This window comes from Achromobacter sp. 413638, from assembly GCF_043119405.1.
In the GTDB taxonomy this organism is placed as follows: Bacteria; Pseudomonadota; Gammaproteobacteria; order Burkholderiales; family Burkholderiaceae_B; genus Achromobacter.
Genome location: NZ_JBICCO010000031.1, coordinates 1 through 18,064, shown reverse-complemented (window position 1 = coordinate 18,064; position 18,064 = coordinate 1). Strand labels below are relative to the sequence as shown.

The following is an 18,064-nucleotide window of genomic DNA, read 5'->3' as shown; positions in this document are numbered from 1 at the left end:
CATGAAAATCCTGTCCCGGCTGCTTTCCGCGCTCGTCGCATCCAGCCTGCTCCTGGCCAGCGCCGGCGCCTGGTCCAACACGCTCGAAACCATCAGGCAACGCCAGAAGATCCTGGTCGGCGTCGACATCAGCGCGCCGCCTTACGGCATGCTCGATGAGCAGGCGCGCCAGACGGGGTCGGACGTCGAAGCGGCGCGGTTGCTCGCCAAGGATCTGGGCGTGGCCCTGGAGATCGTGCCGGTGAACGGCCCGAACAGGGTGCCCTATCTGCTGAGCCGCAAGGTCGATGTGGTGCTGGCCTCTTTCTCGATCACCGAAGAACGCAAGAAGGTCGTGGCGTACTCGGAGCCCTACGGCGTCGTGCCCGTGTTGGTGGCCGGCCCCGCGTCGGTTTCCGTCGCCTGCTTCGCCGACCTGCGCGGCAAGACCATCGCGGTGACGCGCGGCACCACCAGCGACCAGGAACTGAGCCGCGGACTGAAGGATGTGCCCGGCGCGAGAATCGTCCGCTACGAGGACGACGCCACCACCAATACCGCCGTCGCCACGGGCCAGCAGGACTTCCTGGTCGGCGCGCCCAGCGTGCTGCTCGCAATCAGGCAGGCCAATCCGGCGCGGGACATCGTGCCCAAGTTCACCGCCACGGCCTATCCCTATGCGGTGGGGCTGCGCAAGAACGAACCCGAGCTGAAGGCCTGGCTGGACGACTGGGTGGCCGCGAACCTGAAGAACGGCGCGTTCAACGAGATCTATCAACGCTACTTCGGCATGCCCTTGCCTGCGGACATGCAGCGCTGAGTCACCCGGGGAAACACAACATGCCCAGCAACGATACCGCCCCCTTGAAACCGGCTCGCGTCATCCGCCTGCATCCGCGCGACGACGTGGTCGTGGCCCTGGACCAGTTGATCGCGGGCGTCTACGTCGCCAGCGAAGCGGTGACCGTTTCCGGATTGGTTCCGCCCGGCCACAAGATGGCGACGCGGACGCTGGCCGCCGGCGAGCCGGTCCGGCGCTATGGCCAGATCATCGGCTTCGCCAGCCAGCCGATCAGTCCGGGGCAGCACGTACACAGCCACAATTTGAGCATCGGCGATTTCGTGCGCGACTATGCCCACTCGGCGGAAGCGCGCGCCACGACGATGGCGGCCGAGCCCGCCACGTTCCTGGGCATTCCCCGGGCCGACGGCAGGATCGCCACGCGCAACTACATCGGCATCCTGACCAGCGTGAATTGCTCGGCCACGGTGGCGCGCGCGATCGCCGATCACTTCCGGCGCGACATCCATCCCGAGGCCCTGGCCGACTACCCCCATGTCGATGGCGTGGTCGCGCTGACCCATCACAGCGGCTGTGCGATGGACGCGGAGGGCGACGGCCTGAAGATGCTCCAGCGCACGCTGGGCGGCTATGCCTGCCACCCCAACTTCGCCGGCGTGCTGATCATCGGGCTGGGTTGCGAAACCAATCAGATCCCGCGCCTGCTGGCCACGCAGGGCCTCGCCGAGAGTCCCGGCCTGCGGACCTTCACCATCCAGGACAGCGGGGGCACCGTCCACACGATCCGCAAGGGAATCGAGCTGATCCGAGACATGCTGCCCCAGGCCAACGCCGTGCGCCGGCAGGCCGTGCCGGCCAGCCACCTGCGACTGGGCCTGCAATGCGGCGGATCAGACGGCTATTCGGGCATCTCGGCCAACCCGGTCCTGGGCGCGGCGGTGGACCTGCTCGTCCAGCACGGCGGCACGGCGATTCTTTCCGAGACGCCGGAGATCTACGGCGCCGAACACCTGTTGACCCGGCGCGCGCAGACGCCGGACGTCGGACGCAAGCTCCTCGAACGGATCCGTTGGTGGGAGGAATACTGCGCCCGCAACGGCGCCTCGATGGACAACAATCCCTCGTCCGGCAACAAGGCCGGCGGCCTGACCACGGTGCTGGAAAAATCGCTGGGTGGCATCGCCAAGGCCGGCTCCACCAACCTGGTCGAGGTCTACCAATACGCCGAACCCGTGCGCGCGCAGGGCCTGGTCTTCATGGATACGCCGGGCTATGACCCGGTCTCCGCCACCGGCCAGGTCGCGGGCGGCGCCAATCTGATCTGCTTCACCACCGGCCGCGGCTCCGCTTATGGCTGCGCGCCGGCGCCCTCTTTCAAGCTGGCCACCAACACCGCCCTGTGGCGCCGGCAGGCCGACGACATGGACCTGAACTGCGGCGATGTGCTGGACGGCACGCGCGGCATCGCCGAACTGGGCGCGATCCTGTTCGAGCAACTGCTTGCAACCGCTTCCGGCGCGCCGTCGCGCAGCGAGCGCCATGGATATGGGCAACAGGAATTCGTGCCCTGGCAAACCAGCGTGATCACCTGATCCCTCCCATCCTCCTTGATTGGAATCCCATGAGCCTCTCTCACCCTCCCCGCCATCGCGGCCTCTACCCCGTCGTGCCGACGATCTTCAACGAAGACGGCAGCCTGGACCTGGACGGTCAGCGCCGCTGCGTGCAGTTCATGATCGACTCCGGCGTCGATGGCCTGTGTGTGCTGGCGAACTATTCGGAGCAATTCCTGCTGGCCGACGAGGAGCGCGAGATCCTGACGCGGCAGATCCTGCAATGCGTGGACGGCCGCGTGTCGGTCATCGTCACCACCAGCCACTTCAGCTCGACGGTCTGCGTCGAGCGCAGCCGGCGCGCCCAGGACATGGGCGCCGCCATGGTGATGGTCATGCCGCCCTATCATGGCGCGACGTTCCGGGTCGGCGAAGCGCAGATCCACGATTTCTACGCGACCCTGTCCGATGCGCTGCGCATTCCCATCATGATCCAGGACGCGCCCGTGGCGGGAACGCCGATGTCGCCCGCCTTCATGGCGCGCATGGCCCGCGAAATCGAGCAGGTGTCGTATTTCAAGATGGAAACGGCGGGCGCGGCGGCGAAACTGCGCGAGCTCATCCAGCTGGGCGGCGAGGCCATCGAAGGCCCCTGGGACGGCGAGGAAGGCATCACGCTGCTGGCCGACCTGGACGCCGGCGCCACCGGATCCATGACGGGCGGCGGCTACGCCGACGGCATCCGGCCCATCATCGACGCCTATCGGGCGGGGGACCGGGACAAGGCCTATGCGCAGTACCAGGCCTGGCTTCCCCTGATCAACCATGAGAACCGGCAGGCGGGGTTTCTGGCGGCCAAAGCCCTGATGAAGGAAGGCGGCATCATCCGCTGCGACGCGCCCAGGCATCCCTGGCCCGCCCTGCATCCGGAGACACGCCGGGGCCTGTTGGATATCGCCCGGAGGCTAGACCCGCTCGTGCTGCGCTGGGCCTGATAACGGGCCTGGCGAGCGTGGGGATCATCCTGTTGGCGGCTGCCGCGCTCAGGATGACCCGCGGCGCGCCGGCTCATACATTTCCATCACGAATAGGACTTATCCGATTGCGGCGACAGGCTCGATAAATCTTTAATAGAAATAGGAACCATTCCTATTAAAAGGATTTCATCATGACCTCGCCGCACATCCGCTCCCGCGCCCTGCCGCCCCGCGCCAGTCTCTATTCCGCCTTCGCGGCCGCGACCGCCGCCACCCTGGCCGCGCCGGCCTATGCCCAAGGCGCCGCCGACGGCACGAGCGTGCAACTGGCGCCGGTCACGGTCAGCGGGCAGGCGGTCACGGGTTCCAAGACCGACGTTTCCGGATCGGCCAAGTACGCCGTGCCGCTGCTGGACGTGCCGCAGACCATCACCGTGGTGCCGCGCCAGGTGCTGGACGAACAGAACGCGCTCAGCCTGCGGCAGGCCCTGTCCAATGTCTCGGGCATCACCTTCAACGCGGGCGAAGGCGGTGGCGGTTCCGGCGACTCGATCAACATCCGCGGCTTCAGCGCCAACGCGAACATGCAGGTGGACGGCTTGCGCGACAGCGCGCAGACCAGCCGCAGCGACCTCTTCAACCTCGACTCGGTGGAAGTCATCAAGGGGCCCAACTCGGTCTTCGGCGGCTCGGGCACCACCGGCGGCAGCATCAACATGATCAGCAAGCAGCCCAAGTCCACGGATTCCACCGAGATCGCCGCGCGCCTGGGCACCGACCGCTACAAGCGGCTCACGGTCGACACCAACCAGACGCTGGGCAGCGAAGGCTTCGCCGCCTTCCGCCTGAACCTGATGGCCCATGGCAACGACGTGCCCGGCCGCGATCAAATCTACAAGCGCCGCTGGGGCGTGGCGCCTTCACTGACGCTGGGCATGAACGGACCGACGCGGCTGACGCTGAGCTTCCTGCACCAGACCGACGACAACCTGCCCGATTTCGGCGTGCCGGCGCTCTATGGCAAGCGACTCGACGGCGTCTCGCGGGAGTCCTATTTCGGCTGGCGCAACCTGGACAAGGAGAAGATTCAGTCCAACGCGCTCACCGCCAAGCTCGAGCACGACTTCTCGGCCGACCTCAAGCTGCAGAACCTGACCCGCTATTCCAGCCTGAGCCGTGACACGACCGTATCGGCCTCGCACGTGGATCTGCGCGGCATGCGGCCGGGCTACTACAAGCCGGCGGGCCCGCAGGGCTATGGCCGCGATTCCACCACCGAAATGTGGGTCAACCAGACCAACCTGACCAGCAAGTTCGACACCTTCGGCCTGGGTCATACGCTGGTGACGGGTTTCGAGATCTCGCGCGAAACCTATGACCGCACGACCTACTCCTACAACATCAACCGCTACTATCCCGCGGGCGGCTTCGAGCTGTCCCGGCCGCCCGGCCGCTGGGACGGCCCCACCAGCAAGAGCGATTCCGCCCGCAACAAGACCAGCCTGGACACCAAGGCGCTCTATGCGATGGACACCATCGCGCTGGGCCGGATGTTCGATGTCAGCCTGGGACTGCGCTACGACTGGATCGACGCCAAGTCGTCCAGCCGCCCCGTCGGCGGCGCGCGCCTGGATGTCGACAGCGCCGACCGCAAGCTCAGCACGCGCGTCGGCCTGACGTTCAAGCCCGCCGAGAACGGCCGCATCTATGTGGCCTACGGCACGTCCTTCAACCCGTCGGCGGAATTCCTGGTCACCACGGGCGGCGGCCTGGATGCCAGGAACAACAGCCTGGCGCCGGAGAAGAATCGCACGGTGGAGCTGGGCACCAAATGGGAACTGCTGGACCAGCGCCTGGCGCTGGGCGGCGCGCTGTTCCAGGTGGACAAGACCAATGCCCGCGAAGCGCTGGCCGATGGCAGCTACCTGCTCGCCGGCGCCCAGCGCGTGAAGGGCCTGGAGCTGAACCTGTCCGGCAAGGTCACGCCGCAGTGGGACGTGTACGCCAACTACACCTACATGGACAGCGAAACGCGCAAGTCGACCACCCAGCCGCTGCGCGTCGGCCGCGCCCTGGGCAACACGCCGCGCAACTCCTTCAGCCTGTGGACCACCTATGCCCTGCCCGGCGGCTGGACGGTCGGCTATGGCGCGCGCGCCGTGGGCACGCGCAACGTCACCTCGCAGGGCGACGGCAAGCTCGACGCCTACTGGGTCCACAGCGTGATGGCGTCCTACGACGTGAACCGCAACCTCAAGCTGCAGCTCAACGTCGAGAACCTGACCGACAAGGCCTACGTCGAACGCGTGCGCCAGGTGGTGGGCAACGAGTCGCGCTCGTCCGCCATCGAGTACGGCGACGGCCGCTCGGCCATGCTGTCGGCTATCTACAAGTTCTAGGCCACAGACAGGAAGCCGCCGCGATGATCGTCCACGTACCCGGCGTGCTGGCCACCGGCCCGCTCACGAGCTGCCGGCAACTGCTGCAGCAGGCGGACTGGCGGGACGGCCGTGGCACCGCCGGCTTCCAGTCCGCCCTGGTGAAGAACAACCTGCAGCTGCCCGCCGATTCCGAACAGGGGCTGCAGGCCGCCGCGCTGATCGACCAGGGCCTGGCCCGCAATCCGCTCTTCATGTCGGCCGCGCTGCCGGCGCGCATCTTCCCGAAGCTGTTCAACGTCTACGGCGAAGGCCAGTCCTTCGGCCTGCACGTGGACAACGCCATCCGCTATGCGCCCGGCGCGACGTCCGGCATCCGCACCGACCTGTCGGCCACGCTGTTCCTGTCCGAGCCGGACAGCTACGACGGCGGCGAGCTGGTCATCCAGGACACCTATGGCGAACATGCGGTCAAGCTGCCGGCGGGAGACATGGTGCTGTATCCCGCCGGCAGCCTGCATCGCGTCACACCGGTGACGCGCGGCATGCGCCTGTGCTCATTCTTCTGGATCCAGAGCATGATCCGCGACGACGGCCAGCGCGGGCTGCTGTTCGACCTGGACGGCGCCATCCAGGATGCCGGGCAGCAGCTGGGCGCCGGCCATGGCGTGGTGGTTCGCCTGACCGCCACCTACCACAACCTGCTGCGCCGCTGGGCGCATCCCTAGCGCTTCCCCGCCCCCAAAGCATCCCGGGAGTCCCTGATGCGGCGGGGCCGGCCGCGCTGGCCGAGGCCGGCCTCCGGCGCCACCCACGCTCCGGCGAACCGCCACCTTGCCCCTGCCTGCCACTTGCGCGCACACGTCCCAAAAACTGTGTATAATCGCTGTCTTTGGTGAATGCCGGTGCGCGGTGAACTGCGAATAGCAAACCGCGAACAAAAAACGCAAGAAACGGCAAACATCAAATTGCAGCAATGCAAACGCGGGAGTAGCTCAGTTGGTAGAGCGCAACCTTGCCAAGGTTGAGGTCGCGAGTTCGAGACTCGTTTCCCGCTCCAGATAGTGATCTACAGACTTCTACTGACGTCTGTAAGTCGTTGAAAAGAGGGGCTTCGGCCCCTTTTTTCATTCCAGCGAGCGCCACGGAAATCCACCCACAGCTACCGTTTTTGAGTGACCAATTGAGGCACAAGAATACGGTTGGGACGGCTACCGGATAGTTGCTGGGGCTGAGCGGGAACCATGACGAGCATTAGGCCTAAGTCCTAACTTAGGAGCCTCGAAATGGCACTCTCTGATCTGACCGTCCGGCAGGCAAGGACCACCGGCAAGCGCTACACCCTCTCCGACAACGACTGCCTGGGCCTGATGGTCTCTGCCGCAGGCGGCAAGTCGTGGATCTTCCGTTACTACTGGCTGGGCAAGCAGAAACGCATGTCCCTGGGTGGCTATCCCGCCCTCAGCCTGCGCGAGGCCCGCGCCGAGCGCGACAAGGCTCAAGCGCTGCTCGCCAGGGGGATCGATCCCCAAATCGAACGCGACCAGCGCCGGCACGCGGCCAAGCTGGCGGGCGAATACACCTTCAAGAACGTCTTCGATGCCTGGGTCGAGCATCGCCACAAGGAACTCAAGGAAGGCCGCCAGAGCACGCTGTCGCAGATCCTGCGCATTTTCAACAAGGACGTGCTGCCTACTTTGGGCAAGATGTCGATCTACGACATTCGTCGCCCCCAACTCGTGGGCGTCGTGGCGGCAATTGAGAAGCGCAAGGCGTTCACCACCGCCGAGAAAGTCCGCACTTGGTTCAACCAGATGTTCCGCTATGCCTTGGTCATCGCCGAGGGGCTGGAAGTCAACCCGGCTGCGGACCTGGACGTGGTGGCTGAGCCCAAGCCCCCGGTGGCTCACAACCCCTACTTGCACCTGCCCGAACTGCCCGAGTTCCTTCAGAAGCTCCGGCTCTACAACCCCCGCGGCTGGCAGACCCAGCTTGGCGTCCGGCTGCTGTTCCTGACGGGGGTGCGCACCGGCGAGCTGCGGCTGGCCGAGCCTGAGCAATTCGACCTCGACCGGGGCTTGTGGATCATCCCGCCGCAGGTCGTCAAGCAGCTTCAGGACGAAATGCGCAAGGCCGGGAAGCGCCCGCAGGACGTGCCGCCCTACATCGTGCCCCTGTCCCTGCAGGCCATCGAGATCGTGCGCTATCTCCTGGGCGTGATGCGGCCGGCGCAGAAGTACCTACTGTCGCACCGCAGCGAACTCAAGAAGCGCATCAGCGAGAACACCCTCAACAAGGCCCTGCAGCTCATGGGCTACGAGGGGCGCCTGACCGGCCATGGCATCCGCGGCACCATCTCGACGGCGCTCAACGAGATCGGTTACCCCAAGATTTGGGTGGACGCGCAGCTTTCACACTCCGACCCCAACAAGGTCAGCTCGGCGTACAACCATGCCAAATACGTGGAGCCCCGCCGCCGGATGATGCAGGACTGGGCCGATCGCCTTGACCTGCTCGAACAGGGCGAAGTGGAAGCCGCGAGCGCGCACCTGACCATCCGCATCGACGGGGTTCCGGCGATGGCGGAAGTGGAGGAAGTGGCGGGCGCGGCCCCCGCAGTAGCCGAGCCTGCTGTCCCCGGCATTCCGCCCGTGGTAGCCACGCCCATCGTCGTGACGCCGAACAGCGGTGGAATCACGTTTCAGCGGCTTTCGCAGGTGCCGCCGCCCCCGGTGCATGCCCCGGAGCCGGAAGTCTCCGCGATCCAGCGCGAGCGCGAGGAAATGCTGGCCATCTACGAGTCGCCGAACAATCTGCCGGTGCCGCTGTTCGGCAAGCTGGCCGGCAAGTCCAAGGACCAGATCAACCGCGAGCTGAAGGCGGGCAAGCTGCTGTCGATCAGCCTGGGCAACCGGGGGCAGCGGGTTCCCGACTGGCAACTGGTGCCGCTCAAGCACAGGCTGGCGCAGGTGCTCATGAACCAGTGCCCGCATGCGGATTCGTGGGACCTGTACCGCATGCTGACCCAGCCACACCCCGACCTGGGTGATCGCGCTGCCATCGATGTGGTGACGCCGACCAATGTGGCTGCGATCATCCGGGTCATCACGAACTGCGAACAGCAATATGCAGAGGCGAGTGATACGGTCGCGCCCCCGGCGCCGATCTCCGACGATGTATGGCAGAGCATTCGTCGGCTGGTGGATAGTACGCAAGCCGTTCAAGCAGAGCTGACGCCTTGAATTTTGAAATCTCTTCGCGCACGGAGAGCGCGAGGAGAAATTCAGCGATCGACCTCGCTTCGGCTGTCGAAAGCCCGTCGCGCGGCTTCGACGTTGCTCTGGTGCTCGGCCACCCATTCACCCAAGATCTGAAAAGGGGTGCGTAGCGAATGCCCCATCGAGGTCAGCTCGTACTCCACCCGTGGCGGGACGGTCGGATAGACCGTTCGCGTCACCAGGCCGTCACGCTCCAAGTGCCGCAGCGTCAGGGTCAACATGCGCTGCGAAATACCGCTGGTCATGCGCCGGATCTCGTTGAACCGGCGCGGCCCGTCGGCCAGTTGCATGATGGTCAGCACACTCCATTTGTCGCCGATGCGCGAGAGCGTTTCGAGCACGGCCTTGCAGCAGTTGGAGTAGTTCACTGCGGGTGTCTCGGTCACAGCAGGGGTATCTGGTATCACGGATGTGCCTTCTTGTGTGGTTCTCAATTCGTCCTTAGTATCAAATTTACACCACCAAACGAAGAGGTACTACCCTTGAAACTGCTCCATCTCGATTCCAGCATCCTTGGCCAGAACTCGGTCAGCCGCCAGTTGTCCGCCGATGTGGTCAAGCACATCACCACCAACGACCCGACGGTCAGCGTCCAGTACCGCGACCTGGCGGCCGACCCCATCCCGCATCTGTCTGGCGCCTACCTGGCCGCAGCCCGCGGCGCGGCGGGCGAGCATGACGGCGCCTTGCAGCACGATCTTGCCCTGAGCAGCGACGTGCTGGAGGAATTCCTGGCCGCCGATATCGTGGTCGTGGGCGTCGCGCTCTACAACTTCACCATCTCCAGCCAGCTCAAGGCCTGGGTCGACCGGATCGCGGTCGCTGGCAAGACCTTCCGCTACACCGAAGCGGGATCGGTCGGCCTGGCCGGTGATAAGAAGGTCGTGTTGGCCGTCGCGCGTGGCGGCTTCTACAGCCCGGGCTCGCCGGCCGCCGCAGTAGAGCATGCCGAGACTTACATGCGAGCGATCTTCGGCTTTGTAGGCGTCACAGACCTGCAGACTGTCATCGCCGAGGGCCTGAACATCGGGCCGGAACAGCGTACCAATGCCCTGGACGCTGCGGCCGAGCAGATCGCGTCACTCACCATCTAAGCCGGAGGCAACGTGGTCAAGTCTCGTGACGTGCGGCGTGTGGAGACGCCGGCAACCAACCATATCGGGCCAGACCGCCAGGCCCGGGTGCTTGTGGCACCTGGGCAGTGGGAGGAGAACGACCCGTTTCTGCTCCTCATGGAGGACTGGTATGCACGGGGGGCCTTCGAAAATCACCCGCACCGAGGAATCGAGACGGTGACCTACATGCTGGAGGGTTCCAATTCCCATTACGACAACCACGGCCATCAAGGTGTCATTGGCCCAGGCGAGGCACTGTGGATGACGGCAGGTCGGGGCCTGATCCACAACGAAGTCCCGGTGGATGAGCGCCCCGTGCACACCTTGCAATTGTGGGTCAATCTGCCCCGCTTGACGAAGATGGTGAAGGCGAGCGTGCAGGAGTTACGTGCGGATCGTGTACCGACACGGGAGCTTTCCCGCGGCGAAGCGCGGGTGTTTTCGGGTGCGTCCGGTGAGGTGCGGGCCGACACCCGCAACCATGCCTCCGTCACCATGGTCGAAGTACGGCTGCAGCCGAATGCGAACTTCCAGCAGGACCTGCCACCGGATTACAACGGGTTTGTGGTGATCCTGGAGGGCGCTGGCGTCATCGGGGCCAGCGCGACGCAGGTACGTGCCGGACAGGTGGCCTGGCTAAGCCACGAGGACGAAGCAAGCTCCGTCGCGTTCGCCACCCTAGAGGAGCCGATGCGGGCGATCCTCTTTGCCGGGCGGCCCCTGCGGGAGCACGTGGTAGCGCACGGCCCATTCGTGATGAACAGCGAAGCGGAGATCCAGGCGGCTTTTGCGGATTTCCGCCGGCAGGGCGCGCATTTCGGACTTGATTGATGGCGTCGCACAAATGAGGCGGCCTGAACGGTGTGCAGGTGGGTCTGCAATCAGCAGTCATGCGGTCAGGCGTGGTGCGGGTGAATCCATCCAGAAAGCTCGTGCCGCCGGTGTTGAGGCCGGAAGTCAACTGGACGGTTTGCGGCACGTTCGCCGCCCACGCCGGCATGGCGGCGAGCCCAAGCAAGAGGGCGAACGCGACACGATGGCGGCGTGGCGATGGGGCTGCAACGACGAACGCGGATTGCACGGCAGATTCTCCTGAACAGGACGGAACGACCGAACGCCGGGAGAAATCAGAACGACGTGATGACGCTGTGCGCGATCTTGCCGCCCTTGAGTTCTCATATGCCTCGTTTGAGGGAGGTTATCTGCACCCATGGTGCTCCACCCGCATCTGAGCTGGTGCGGCGAAGCCGGGAACCATCTCGACGACACTCAATGAGATCGTTATGCCAAGATTTGGTGGGCGTGACAGCTTCCGCGCTCCGACCCCAACAAAGTGGGTTCTGCCTACAACCGCGTCAGGTACGGTGAGCCGCGCGCCGGATGGTGTAGGGCTGGGCCCGATCGTCTCGACCACCTCGAACAACAGGGCCAGATCGAAGCTGAGAGCGTGCACCTGGCCATTAGTATCGTCGGGGCTCCGGCGATATCGGAAGTGGAAGAAGCGGTGGACGCAGCCGCTGCGGTGGCCGTGTCCCTCGCCTAGGGCATCCCGCGACTGGCAGCGGGTTCCACTCAAGCACAAGCTGGCACAGGTGCTCATGAACCAGTGCCTGCACGCGGATTCTTGGGACTTGTACCGCACGCTGATCAAACCTCACCCTGACCTGGGGGATCGCGCAGTCATTGACGCGGTCACGCGGGCAAACATGCCTGCGATCATCCTGGTCCTCATTGGCGACTACCTGCGCCACGCGGCTGTGCCCGACGTCGTTATGCCGCGGTCCATTTCTGAAGCTGTGCGGCGGAGCATTCGCCTGCTTGTAGATCGCGCAGCGGTGCTTGAGGCGGTCTAATCTTCGCGTTCCAACCTATGGCTGGGGTGAGAATCACCTCGCCATAGTGGTATCACTACGGTGAGCCTGCCTTGGCAACTTGCAACGCCCTGCGTTCAAACCGATCAGTGGCCTCAACTTGCACGTGGGGCCGCTGTAGATATGTCACGACCTCGTAAGGGCCGTCGGCGAGTGGCCGCATGCTGAGACCCCACCCATGAGCACGCACGATGCGCGAATGCGCGGCTATCCCGACCCCGTAACCAGCCGCGACCCATAGCGCCATCATCTCAAAGGAAGTCACTCGCTGGACGTTCTGCTGGTCAAGAGGCATGAGAGCTACCAACTGCTCATCCAAGAGAGGGCAAACCTCCTCTTGCCAACGATAGACTGGATAGTCCTTGAGGTCGGAGAGAGTGAGCTTCCCCCGTTCGAGCAAGCGAAATCGCGGCGGCAAGGCGACGGCCATGATCTCCGTCCATAACGGCTGCGTTCTGAGGTCCGGGTCGCCGAACACCTGAAGCGACACTCCGGCATCGTAGCGTCCTTCACGAAGGCCAGCCCGCAATTCTTCACCCGTGACCTCGAAAAACGTGACAGCGACCTCCGGCGCTTCCGCGCGATGCAGCGCGAGAAGCGCTGAAAGCTGCGAGGAAGAAACACCCGGCGTTACCGCAAGCCTGAGACAGAAGGGGTGACTGGTGACGTTGTGCATGGAAGCCCCGCAGAAGCGACAAAAACGGGTCAAGGGCAAGCCAACATGATAGTAAAGAGAGAACTTTAACGTCTAGAACTTTAACGTGGTTAATTTCGGTGGATTGTTCGACGCTTCTGCTAATGCAGAAGACGACTATTCAGCCAGGGCGCCCCTCTGGAACATCCACGTATGAATCCAAACCAGCGTTGGCCTTCGGACAGGCCGTGCGAGCTGCTCGCGTCGCTCAAGGGGTTGCCCAAGACGAGTTCGCAGCTCGGGCAGGAATAGCGCGTTCTCACATGGGCAAGATCGAACGCGGGCAACATGTGCCCACGCTTCCGCTCATCCTCAAAATCGCCGCAGCGCTCCAGATAAGCGCAGCGGAACTGATGGCAGCAACTGAACGCAATCTTCGTGCCGATATCGATTCATGAGCCATCGCTGGGTCAAACCATACTCACCCCTCAGCCTGTGAGCGCAAGCGCGTGACAAACCGATCCAAGGGTGGCGATAGGATCGTACTTTGAGGCCGAAGCAGATAGGTCGTGATGACGGCTTCCTCCAAAGCCAAGGGGCGACCGACGACATCAGGACGTTGATTAACTGCCATTCTGGCCGCTGTGGTGAAGCCGACGCCGTAGCCGGCCCCAACCAAGGTAAGCATCATGTGCAGTGAAGCCACGTGCGCAACCACATTCGGCTCTCGCTCCATAGGCCGAAGAACACGAGCCAGTTCGCGGCAATAGCCTTCGCATACCTGGGGGTCGCAAAAAACCAGCGGATGGCTCGCAAGTTCCTGTAACGGCACTTCCTTGTGGGCAAGTAGCGGATGGCGAATGGGAACGGCCACGACCAAGGGGTCTTGCCAGATCGGTTCGGCAATGACGTCGTCGCCCACGTCGCCTGTGTGAGCGAAGCCGATCAGAAAGTCGCCCGATCGTAGCCCTCGCAATTGTTCGGCAAGCGGAACCTCCGAAAGACGTATCTCGATCTCCGGCTCTTCCTCCCGGCAACGGGCCAGAAACGCCGACAGACGAGGATCGATTGCGCCATCGGAGATCGCAACCCGCAGGCAACCGCGTAGACCTGCTGCGATGGCACTTACGTTTTCTCGCGCGTGCTCCAGGACCGTAAATAACCTACGAATGTCCCGCAAGAAAACGGTACCGGCTGGAGTTAGGACTGTTCCTCGTCGATTCCGATCAAAGAGAATCACGCCCAGTTCCTCCTCCAACTCCTTGATGGCTCGCGACAACGGTGGTTGCTCAATATGCAGGCGCTCAGCGGCCCGGCTGAAGTGCAATTCCTCAGCCAAGGCGACAAAGCAGCGTAAGTGCCTGAGTTCCATCGGTGCTCCCGGCATTGCTTTTGTCGCGTCCCTTGGCACCGTTTCGGCAGCTACTTGGCTGCGGCATCCGTTCCCTAGTGTGGAGCTTCTTTGCGTTCTGCAGCAGGTGATACCGGGACGCGACGACTATGTGTCTTCATACAAAAGGGCTGCAGAACTACGGTCTTGCCTCAACGCACCCTGTTCCGGTGCGCGCCGTGCATGCGTTTGCGGTGCTCCGAGCGGCATTGCGGTCGCCACGTTGGCCGGGCCGCAATGCCGTGGTCACCTGTCAATCACTTGCGGGAGCTAATTGCCAGACACCGGCAGCCCGCTCCCAGGCCTTGATCTCTGGCACATCCTCCTGTTGGCCGGTGGTTCTTGTCGAAAGCAGATCGACGAATTCTTCAAGATGGTTGTCGGCCGAATGCGTCGAGCCACCGCTGACCATTCCCTCGACGTACTGATCTCTCGTACTACTGAAGGTCAACCCATATTGCGGTGCCATCTGCGAAACCTCTTCCGGCGTGAGTCCGATTTGCGCTTGGAAGAAGTTTTCGATGCCGGCGGGCGCCCATACTGCGTACATCCGAGCTTGAGTCAGGCCTTGGTTTCCGAACGTGTGCACGTGATAGCGCGGCAGATAAATCAGTGTGCCAGGTCCGGCGACCTCGGTGTGGAGCACATCCTTGGGCGAGTTGATGCCCGGAACATCGTCAATATCGGGATGGTGCTTTTCCCCCATTGCAACAAGAACGGCACCTTCTGCGATGTACAGCCATTCGTTCTCGTAATGATGGATATGGGGAAATGGACCGGGCCCTGCCTCGAATGTGATCTCGGCCAAGGCGTACCTCTGTCCGGTAGTGGCTCCTACCTTGTGGAAGGTAAAGATTTCGCCGCCTGGTCCTTCCAGCACCAGCGGGTTCCTGTCCGGCTTGATGTGGAAAATCTTCAACAGGTCGTAAGGACTGTCCTGATGCTTGTGCTTGGGTCTGCGAGAACGATTGAATGCATAGTTCTTCATCGTCAACTCCTTAGTCTTTCCTTGCATGCGGTGTCTGCGGCGAAACTCGGTGGAACAACGTGAGCCAGGCCGTTATTCGCCTCCTTGGTGTCGATCTATCCAGTCGCTTTCTTGTCGATTCACCTCCCTGTCGGTCTTAACCAAAGATATTGATGAAGTTTCCGTCCATCGTCGCCGAGGTCCTTCTGCGCGGCAGCGAGGCGCTGAGGATCTTGGCCTGTGATATGAGGGCACGCGCGCCCTCGCTGCGAAACAGGTGGACGGAAGCCAGGCCGATGCCTGTGGTTCCGCCGGTGATCAAGACGGTCTTGTCTTTCAAACGGCTCATGTTTATCTCCCTTTGGGAGAGTGCCGCGCTTGCACTCGCTCGGCCAGCCACCAGATGCCGAGGCCGGCCAACGCGGTCGCTGCGCCCACGGGGCCGATGACGCTCCAGCTCGCGCCTGCCGCCACCGCCATTCCGCCTAGCCACGGGCCCAGCGCATTGGCGAAATTGAACGCCGAGTGGTTGCATGCCGCGGCCAAGGTTTGCGCTTTGCCGGCCACGTCCATCAGATGCAACTGCAGCGCCGGCGACATCGCCATCATCGTGCCGACCAGCGCCGCCGCCGGCAGCACTAGCCAAGGCGAATGCGCAGCCCAGCCGAACGCCAGCAGCACCAGCAGCGACCAACCGAGGATGATCGCGATGGCGCGCAAACCGAACTTGTCGAACAGCCAGCCGCCGGCCTGCGCGCCGATAAAGGCGCCGACGCCGAACGCGACCATGCCGAACGGAATCCAGCGTTTGGACAACCCGGCCACCTCGGTCATCGCCGGCGCCAGGTAACTGAAGACGCAGAACATACCGGCGAAGCCGATTGCGCCGATTGCCAGCGCCAGCCACACCGGAGCACGGTTGAACGCCTTCAGTTCCGCCAGCGGCCGCGCCGGGTGCTCGCTGCGGTCGTCCGGCAACAACCAAGCGATCAACGCCATGGTCAGCACCAGCACCAGCGCGACGAACCAGAATGCCAGCCGCCAGCTCAGAGCCTGGCCGAGCCAGGTCGCCAGCGGGTTGCCGAGCAACAAGGCCACGGTCAGCCCGGAAAACACCTGCCCGACCACCTTGCCGCGATTCTGCGTGGGGGTGATCGCCGCCGCCGCCAGCGCCGCCACGCCGAAGAATGCGCCATGCGGCAGGCCGACAACGAAACGCGCCACGACCATGCTGTAGTAGCCCGGCGCTAATGCGGTGGCGACGCTGCCGGCCACGTACAGCGCCAGTAACGCCAGCAACATCGGCTTGCGCCGCAACCGCGCGCAGGTGATCGCCAGCAGCGGCGCGCCGACCACCACGCCCAACGCATAGGCGCTGATGATGTGGCCGACCTGCTGCTCGCTGATCGCCAGCCCGGCGGTCAGGCTCGGCAGTAGCCCGATCGGCGCGAACTCGCTGGTGCCGATCGCGAAAAAGCCCAAGGCCAGCGCAAGTAGCACCAGGGTGTAATGGCCGCGGCTGAGCGCGGGCCTGGCGACGGCGGGCGAAGCAGTCATCGATCATCCTCGGATTTCGGCGGAAAGGCCGTAGCGGGTTTATGAAACATCCGGGTTAGCTCAACCAAAGATGTTGATGAAGTTCCCATCCATATCCCGGATCAATGTCGAGGCGATGCCGGCGGTGATAACCTGCTCCTTCCAAACGAGCGTGACACCCTTGCGTTCCAGTTCCTGGGTGACTTGCGCCAGGTCGTCGCTTCGCAGGACGATGGCCTTGAAGCCAGCGCTTTCCAGATGGTGCGGAGGCTCGACGAGTGATGACGGACGGGGTGCTTTCCCTGTGCTGATCAGCTCGATCAACATGCCCTTGCCCTCCAGGAAGGCGAAGTGGGCTCCTACGATGGCGAACTCGCCTGAGCGAACCTCACGGAAGCCTAGGACGTCGCGATACCACGCGATGGCCTGATCGAGGTTGGACACGGAAATGGCGATGTTCTCGAAGCGCAGCTTGTCGATGGCCGATGTGGTCGTGTCGCTCATGGGATCACCTGCGTCCAGCCGCCATCAGCGACAAACTCACCACCAGTGAAATAGGACGACTCTGCAGACGCCAGGAACAGCGCTGCGTTGGCAATTTCCTCGGGCGTGCCGAACCGTCCCAGTGGGATGTGCGTGGCCATCTGAGCCGCGCGCTCGTCCAACTGCTGCGCACTCATCCCGAGCTTGTCGTACAGCGGCGTCGTGACGGGGCCGGGACTGATCGCGTTGACCCGTATGCCGCGTTCGGCCAGCTCACCGGCCAGCACACGCACCAGCGAGCGTGCCGCAGCCTTCGAGGAGGCGTAGGCCAGCGTGCCGGGCATGCCCAGGCGAGCATTGATGGACGTGTTCACGACGATGCTGGAACCCTTTCCCAGCAGGGGGAGCAGTTGCTGCACGGTGAACACCACGCCCTTGACGTTGATTGCGTGGATTTCATCGAACAGGTCCTCGGTCATCTCCTCCAATGGAGCGAACTTGGCGATGCCGGCATTGATGAACAGCACATCCAGGTGGTCGACGTGCTGCTTCACCTGTGCCGCTAGTTGCGGCAGCTCTGCGATCCTGGAGGCATCGGAGCGGATGGCAACCACATCGTCGCCGAGGTCCTTCTGCGCGGCCGCTAGGCGCTGAGCGTCCTGGCCTGTAATGAGGACGCGCGCGCCCTCGTTACGAAACAGGTGGGCGGAAGCCAGGCCGATGCCCGTGGTTCCGCCGGTGATCAAGGCGATCTTGTCTTTCAAACGGCTCATGTTTATCTACCTTTGGGGAAGTGAAGTGGCGACGCATCCCTGCGTCGTCACAAGGGTGTGTCGGGTCGCGTTTCAGGCAGCTTTGCCCTTGGCCAGTTGCAGGGTCACTTCAGCCACACGCTGACCGAGGTGCCGGGCCGTTGCCAGATCGGCCTCGGGAGGCGCCACATCGGACCCTTGGTCGGCGTTGGACTGGGCGCCGGCGCCGAGCCAGATTGACCTGCCCCCTTTTGCCGTGCCATTCATAACGAGGAAGTCCGGGGTTGCAAGATTAGTTGATCTCGATGGTGGTTGAGCTGGTTTGAGCTGCATCGCCCGCGCGCTGGCG

At 63.7% G+C, this 18,064-nt stretch carries 18 protein-coding genes, 1 tRNA gene and 1 pseudogene; 11 read left to right on the top strand and 9 right to left on the bottom strand.

The genetic code is table 11. The features are described 5' to 3' along the window. Position 1: 1 nt before the first annotated feature. The 7 genes from ACEU5R_RS14655 to ACEU5R_RS14625 all read left to right on the top strand — a co-directional run bounded on the left by ACEU5R_RS14655 (position 2) and on the right by ACEU5R_RS14625 (position 8,931). Positions 2–799, top strand: coding sequence for a transporter substrate-binding domain-containing protein (locus ACEU5R_RS14655; RefSeq protein ID WP_392410664.1), 798 nt, complete (start codon positions 2–4; stop codon positions 797–799). Positions 800–819: 20 nt separating this feature from the next. After that, the gene (locus tag ACEU5R_RS14650) at positions 820–2,373 is read left to right on the top strand and encodes a UxaA family hydrolase (protein ID WP_392410663.1); all 1,554 of its coding nucleotides are present in this window, start codon (positions 820–822) and stop codon (positions 2,371–2,373) included. Positions 2,374–2,402: 29 nt separating this feature from the next. Then, positions 2,403–3,329 carry a dihydrodipicolinate synthase family protein gene (locus ACEU5R_RS14645; RefSeq protein WP_392410662.1) on the top strand — a complete coding sequence of 309 codons (927 nt, stop codon included), beginning with the start codon at positions 2,403–2,405 and terminating at the stop codon, positions 3,327–3,329. A gap of 173 nt (positions 3,330–3,502) precedes the next feature. After that, on the top strand, positions 3,503–5,710 hold the full coding sequence (locus ACEU5R_RS14640; RefSeq protein ID WP_392410661.1) for a TonB-dependent receptor: 2,208 nt from the start codon (positions 3,503–3,505) through the stop codon (positions 5,708–5,710). A gap of 23 nt (positions 5,711–5,733) precedes the next feature. Continuing rightward, on the top strand, positions 5,734–6,417 hold the full coding sequence (locus ACEU5R_RS14635; protein ID WP_392410660.1) for a Fe2+-dependent dioxygenase: 684 nt from the start codon (positions 5,734–5,736) through the stop codon (positions 6,415–6,417). A 256-nt stretch (positions 6,418–6,673) separates the two neighbouring features. Beyond that, positions 6,674–6,749 (top strand) — tRNA-Gly (locus ACEU5R_RS14630). Between the two features lie 226 nt (positions 6,750–6,975). Further along, the gene (locus ACEU5R_RS14625) at positions 6,976–8,931 is read left to right on the top strand and encodes a tyrosine-type recombinase/integrase (RefSeq protein WP_392410659.1); all 1,956 of its coding nucleotides are present in this window, start codon (positions 6,976–6,978) and stop codon (positions 8,929–8,931) included. A gap of 41 nt (positions 8,932–8,972) precedes the next feature. On the opposite strand, the gene ACEU5R_RS14620 is transcribed toward ACEU5R_RS14625, so the two are convergent. Next, the gene (locus ACEU5R_RS14620) at positions 8,973–9,335 is read right to left on the bottom strand and encodes a winged helix-turn-helix transcriptional regulator (RefSeq protein ID WP_392410658.1); all 363 of its coding nucleotides are present in this window, start codon (positions 9,333–9,335) and stop codon (positions 8,973–8,975) included. 114 nt (positions 9,336–9,449) lie between these two features. Here ACEU5R_RS14620 and ACEU5R_RS14615 point away from each other — a divergent pair, with 114 nt between their 5' ends. From ACEU5R_RS14615 to ACEU5R_RS14605, 3 genes are all read left to right on the top strand, one after another. Further along, positions 9,450–10,061, top strand: a complete 612-nt coding sequence (locus ACEU5R_RS14615) for an FMN-dependent NADH-azoreductase (protein WP_392410657.1) — start codon at positions 9,450–9,452, stop codon at positions 10,059–10,061. A 12-nt stretch (positions 10,062–10,073) separates the two neighbouring features. Then, positions 10,074–10,913, top strand: a complete 840-nt coding sequence (locus tag ACEU5R_RS14610) for a pirin family protein (RefSeq protein ID WP_392410656.1) — start codon at positions 10,074–10,076, stop codon at positions 10,911–10,913. Between the two features lie 800 nt (positions 10,914–11,713). After that, positions 11,714–11,935, top strand: coding sequence for a hypothetical protein (locus tag ACEU5R_RS14605; protein WP_392410655.1), 222 nt, complete (start codon positions 11,714–11,716; stop codon positions 11,933–11,935). A 55-nt stretch (positions 11,936–11,990) separates the two neighbouring features. Here ACEU5R_RS14605 and ACEU5R_RS14600 read toward each other — a convergent pair whose 3' ends face one another. Further along, on the bottom strand, positions 11,991–12,629 hold the full coding sequence (locus ACEU5R_RS14600) for a substrate-binding domain-containing protein (protein WP_392410654.1): 639 nt from the start codon (positions 12,627–12,629) through the stop codon (positions 11,991–11,993). 122 nt (positions 12,630–12,751) lie between these two features. Here ACEU5R_RS14600 and ACEU5R_RS14595 point away from each other — a divergent pair, with 122 nt between their 5' ends. After that, the gene (locus tag ACEU5R_RS14595; RefSeq protein WP_392410653.1) at positions 12,752–13,045 is read left to right on the top strand and encodes a helix-turn-helix domain-containing protein; all 294 of its coding nucleotides are present in this window, start codon (positions 12,752–12,754) and stop codon (positions 13,043–13,045) included. Between the two features lie 23 nt (positions 13,046–13,068). Here ACEU5R_RS14595 and ACEU5R_RS14590 read toward each other — a convergent pair whose 3' ends face one another. The 7 genes and pseudogenes from ACEU5R_RS14590 to ACEU5R_RS14560 all read right to left on the bottom strand — a co-directional run. Then, on the bottom strand, positions 13,069–13,959 hold the full coding sequence (locus tag ACEU5R_RS14590; protein ID WP_392410652.1) for a LysR family transcriptional regulator: 891 nt from the start codon (positions 13,957–13,959) through the stop codon (positions 13,069–13,071). A 271-nt stretch (positions 13,960–14,230) separates the two neighbouring features. Beyond that, complete coding sequence (locus ACEU5R_RS14585; RefSeq protein ID WP_392410651.1) at positions 14,231–14,965, bottom strand: cupin domain-containing protein; 735 nt, start codon at positions 14,963–14,965, stop codon at positions 14,231–14,233. Between the two features lie 136 nt (positions 14,966–15,101). Continuing rightward, positions 15,102–15,293, bottom strand: a complete 192-nt coding sequence (locus tag ACEU5R_RS14580; protein WP_392410650.1) for a hypothetical protein — start codon at positions 15,291–15,293, stop codon at positions 15,102–15,104. Between the two features lie 2 nt (positions 15,294–15,295). Continuing rightward, complete coding sequence (locus ACEU5R_RS14575; protein ID WP_392410649.1) at positions 15,296–16,501, bottom strand: MFS transporter; 1,206 nt, start codon at positions 16,499–16,501, stop codon at positions 15,296–15,298. A 60-nt stretch (positions 16,502–16,561) separates the two neighbouring features. Beyond that, positions 16,562–16,984, bottom strand: a complete 423-nt coding sequence (locus tag ACEU5R_RS14570; RefSeq protein WP_392410648.1) for a VOC family protein — start codon at positions 16,982–16,984, stop codon at positions 16,562–16,564. Continuing rightward, a complete protein-coding gene (locus ACEU5R_RS14565) occupies positions 16,981–17,736 on the bottom strand; it encodes an SDR family oxidoreductase (protein ID WP_392410647.1) in 756 nt (251 codons plus the stop codon). Before ACEU5R_RS14565 ends, ACEU5R_RS14570 begins: the two co-directional genes overlap by 4 nt. A gap of 72 nt (positions 17,737–17,808) precedes the next feature. Continuing rightward, positions 17,809–18,064, bottom strand: a pseudogene (locus ACEU5R_RS14560) (hypothetical protein); the annotation flags it as partial.

Coding starts and splice junctions, on each gene's coding strand:
- ACEU5R_RS14580 (WP_392410650.1), bottom strand. CDS start 15,293: ATGAGCCGTTTGAAAGACAAGACCGTCTTGATCACCGGCGGAACCACA.
- ACEU5R_RS14570 (WP_392410648.1), bottom strand. CDS start 16,984: ATGAGCGACACGACCACATCGGCCATCGACAAGCTGCGCTTCGAGAAC.
- ACEU5R_RS14595 (WP_392410653.1), top strand. CDS start 12,752: ATGCAGAAGACGACTATTCAGCCAGGGCGCCCCTCTGGAACATCCACG.
- ACEU5R_RS14645 (WP_392410662.1), top strand. CDS start 2,403: ATGAGCCTCTCTCACCCTCCCCGCCATCGCGGCCTCTACCCCGTCGTG.
- ACEU5R_RS14575 (WP_392410649.1), bottom strand. CDS start 16,501: ATGACTGCTTCGCCCGCCGTCGCCAGGCCCGCGCTCAGCCGCGGCCAT.
- ACEU5R_RS14640 (WP_392410661.1), top strand. CDS start 3,503: ATGACCTCGCCGCACATCCGCTCCCGCGCCCTGCCGCCCCGCGCCAGT.
- ACEU5R_RS14565 (WP_392410647.1), bottom strand. CDS start 17,736: ATGAGCCGTTTGAAAGACAAGATCGCCTTGATCACCGGCGGAACCACG.
- ACEU5R_RS14655 (WP_392410664.1), top strand. CDS start 2: ATGAAAATCCTGTCCCGGCTGCTTTCCGCGCTCGTCGCATCCAGCCTG.
- ACEU5R_RS14585 (WP_392410651.1), bottom strand. CDS start 14,965: ATGAAGAACTATGCATTCAATCGTTCTCGCAGACCCAAGCACAAGCAT.
- ACEU5R_RS14635 (WP_392410660.1), top strand. CDS start 5,734: ATGATCGTCCACGTACCCGGCGTGCTGGCCACCGGCCCGCTCACGAGC.
- ACEU5R_RS14650 (WP_392410663.1), top strand. CDS start 820: ATGCCCAGCAACGATACCGCCCCCTTGAAACCGGCTCGCGTCATCCGC.
- ACEU5R_RS14625 (WP_392410659.1), top strand. CDS start 6,976: ATGGCACTCTCTGATCTGACCGTCCGGCAGGCAAGGACCACCGGCAAG.
- ACEU5R_RS14600 (WP_392410654.1), bottom strand. CDS start 12,629: ATGCACAACGTCACCAGTCACCCCTTCTGTCTCAGGCTTGCGGTAACG.
- ACEU5R_RS14590 (WP_392410652.1), bottom strand. CDS start 13,959: ATGGAACTCAGGCACTTACGCTGCTTTGTCGCCTTGGCTGAGGAATTG.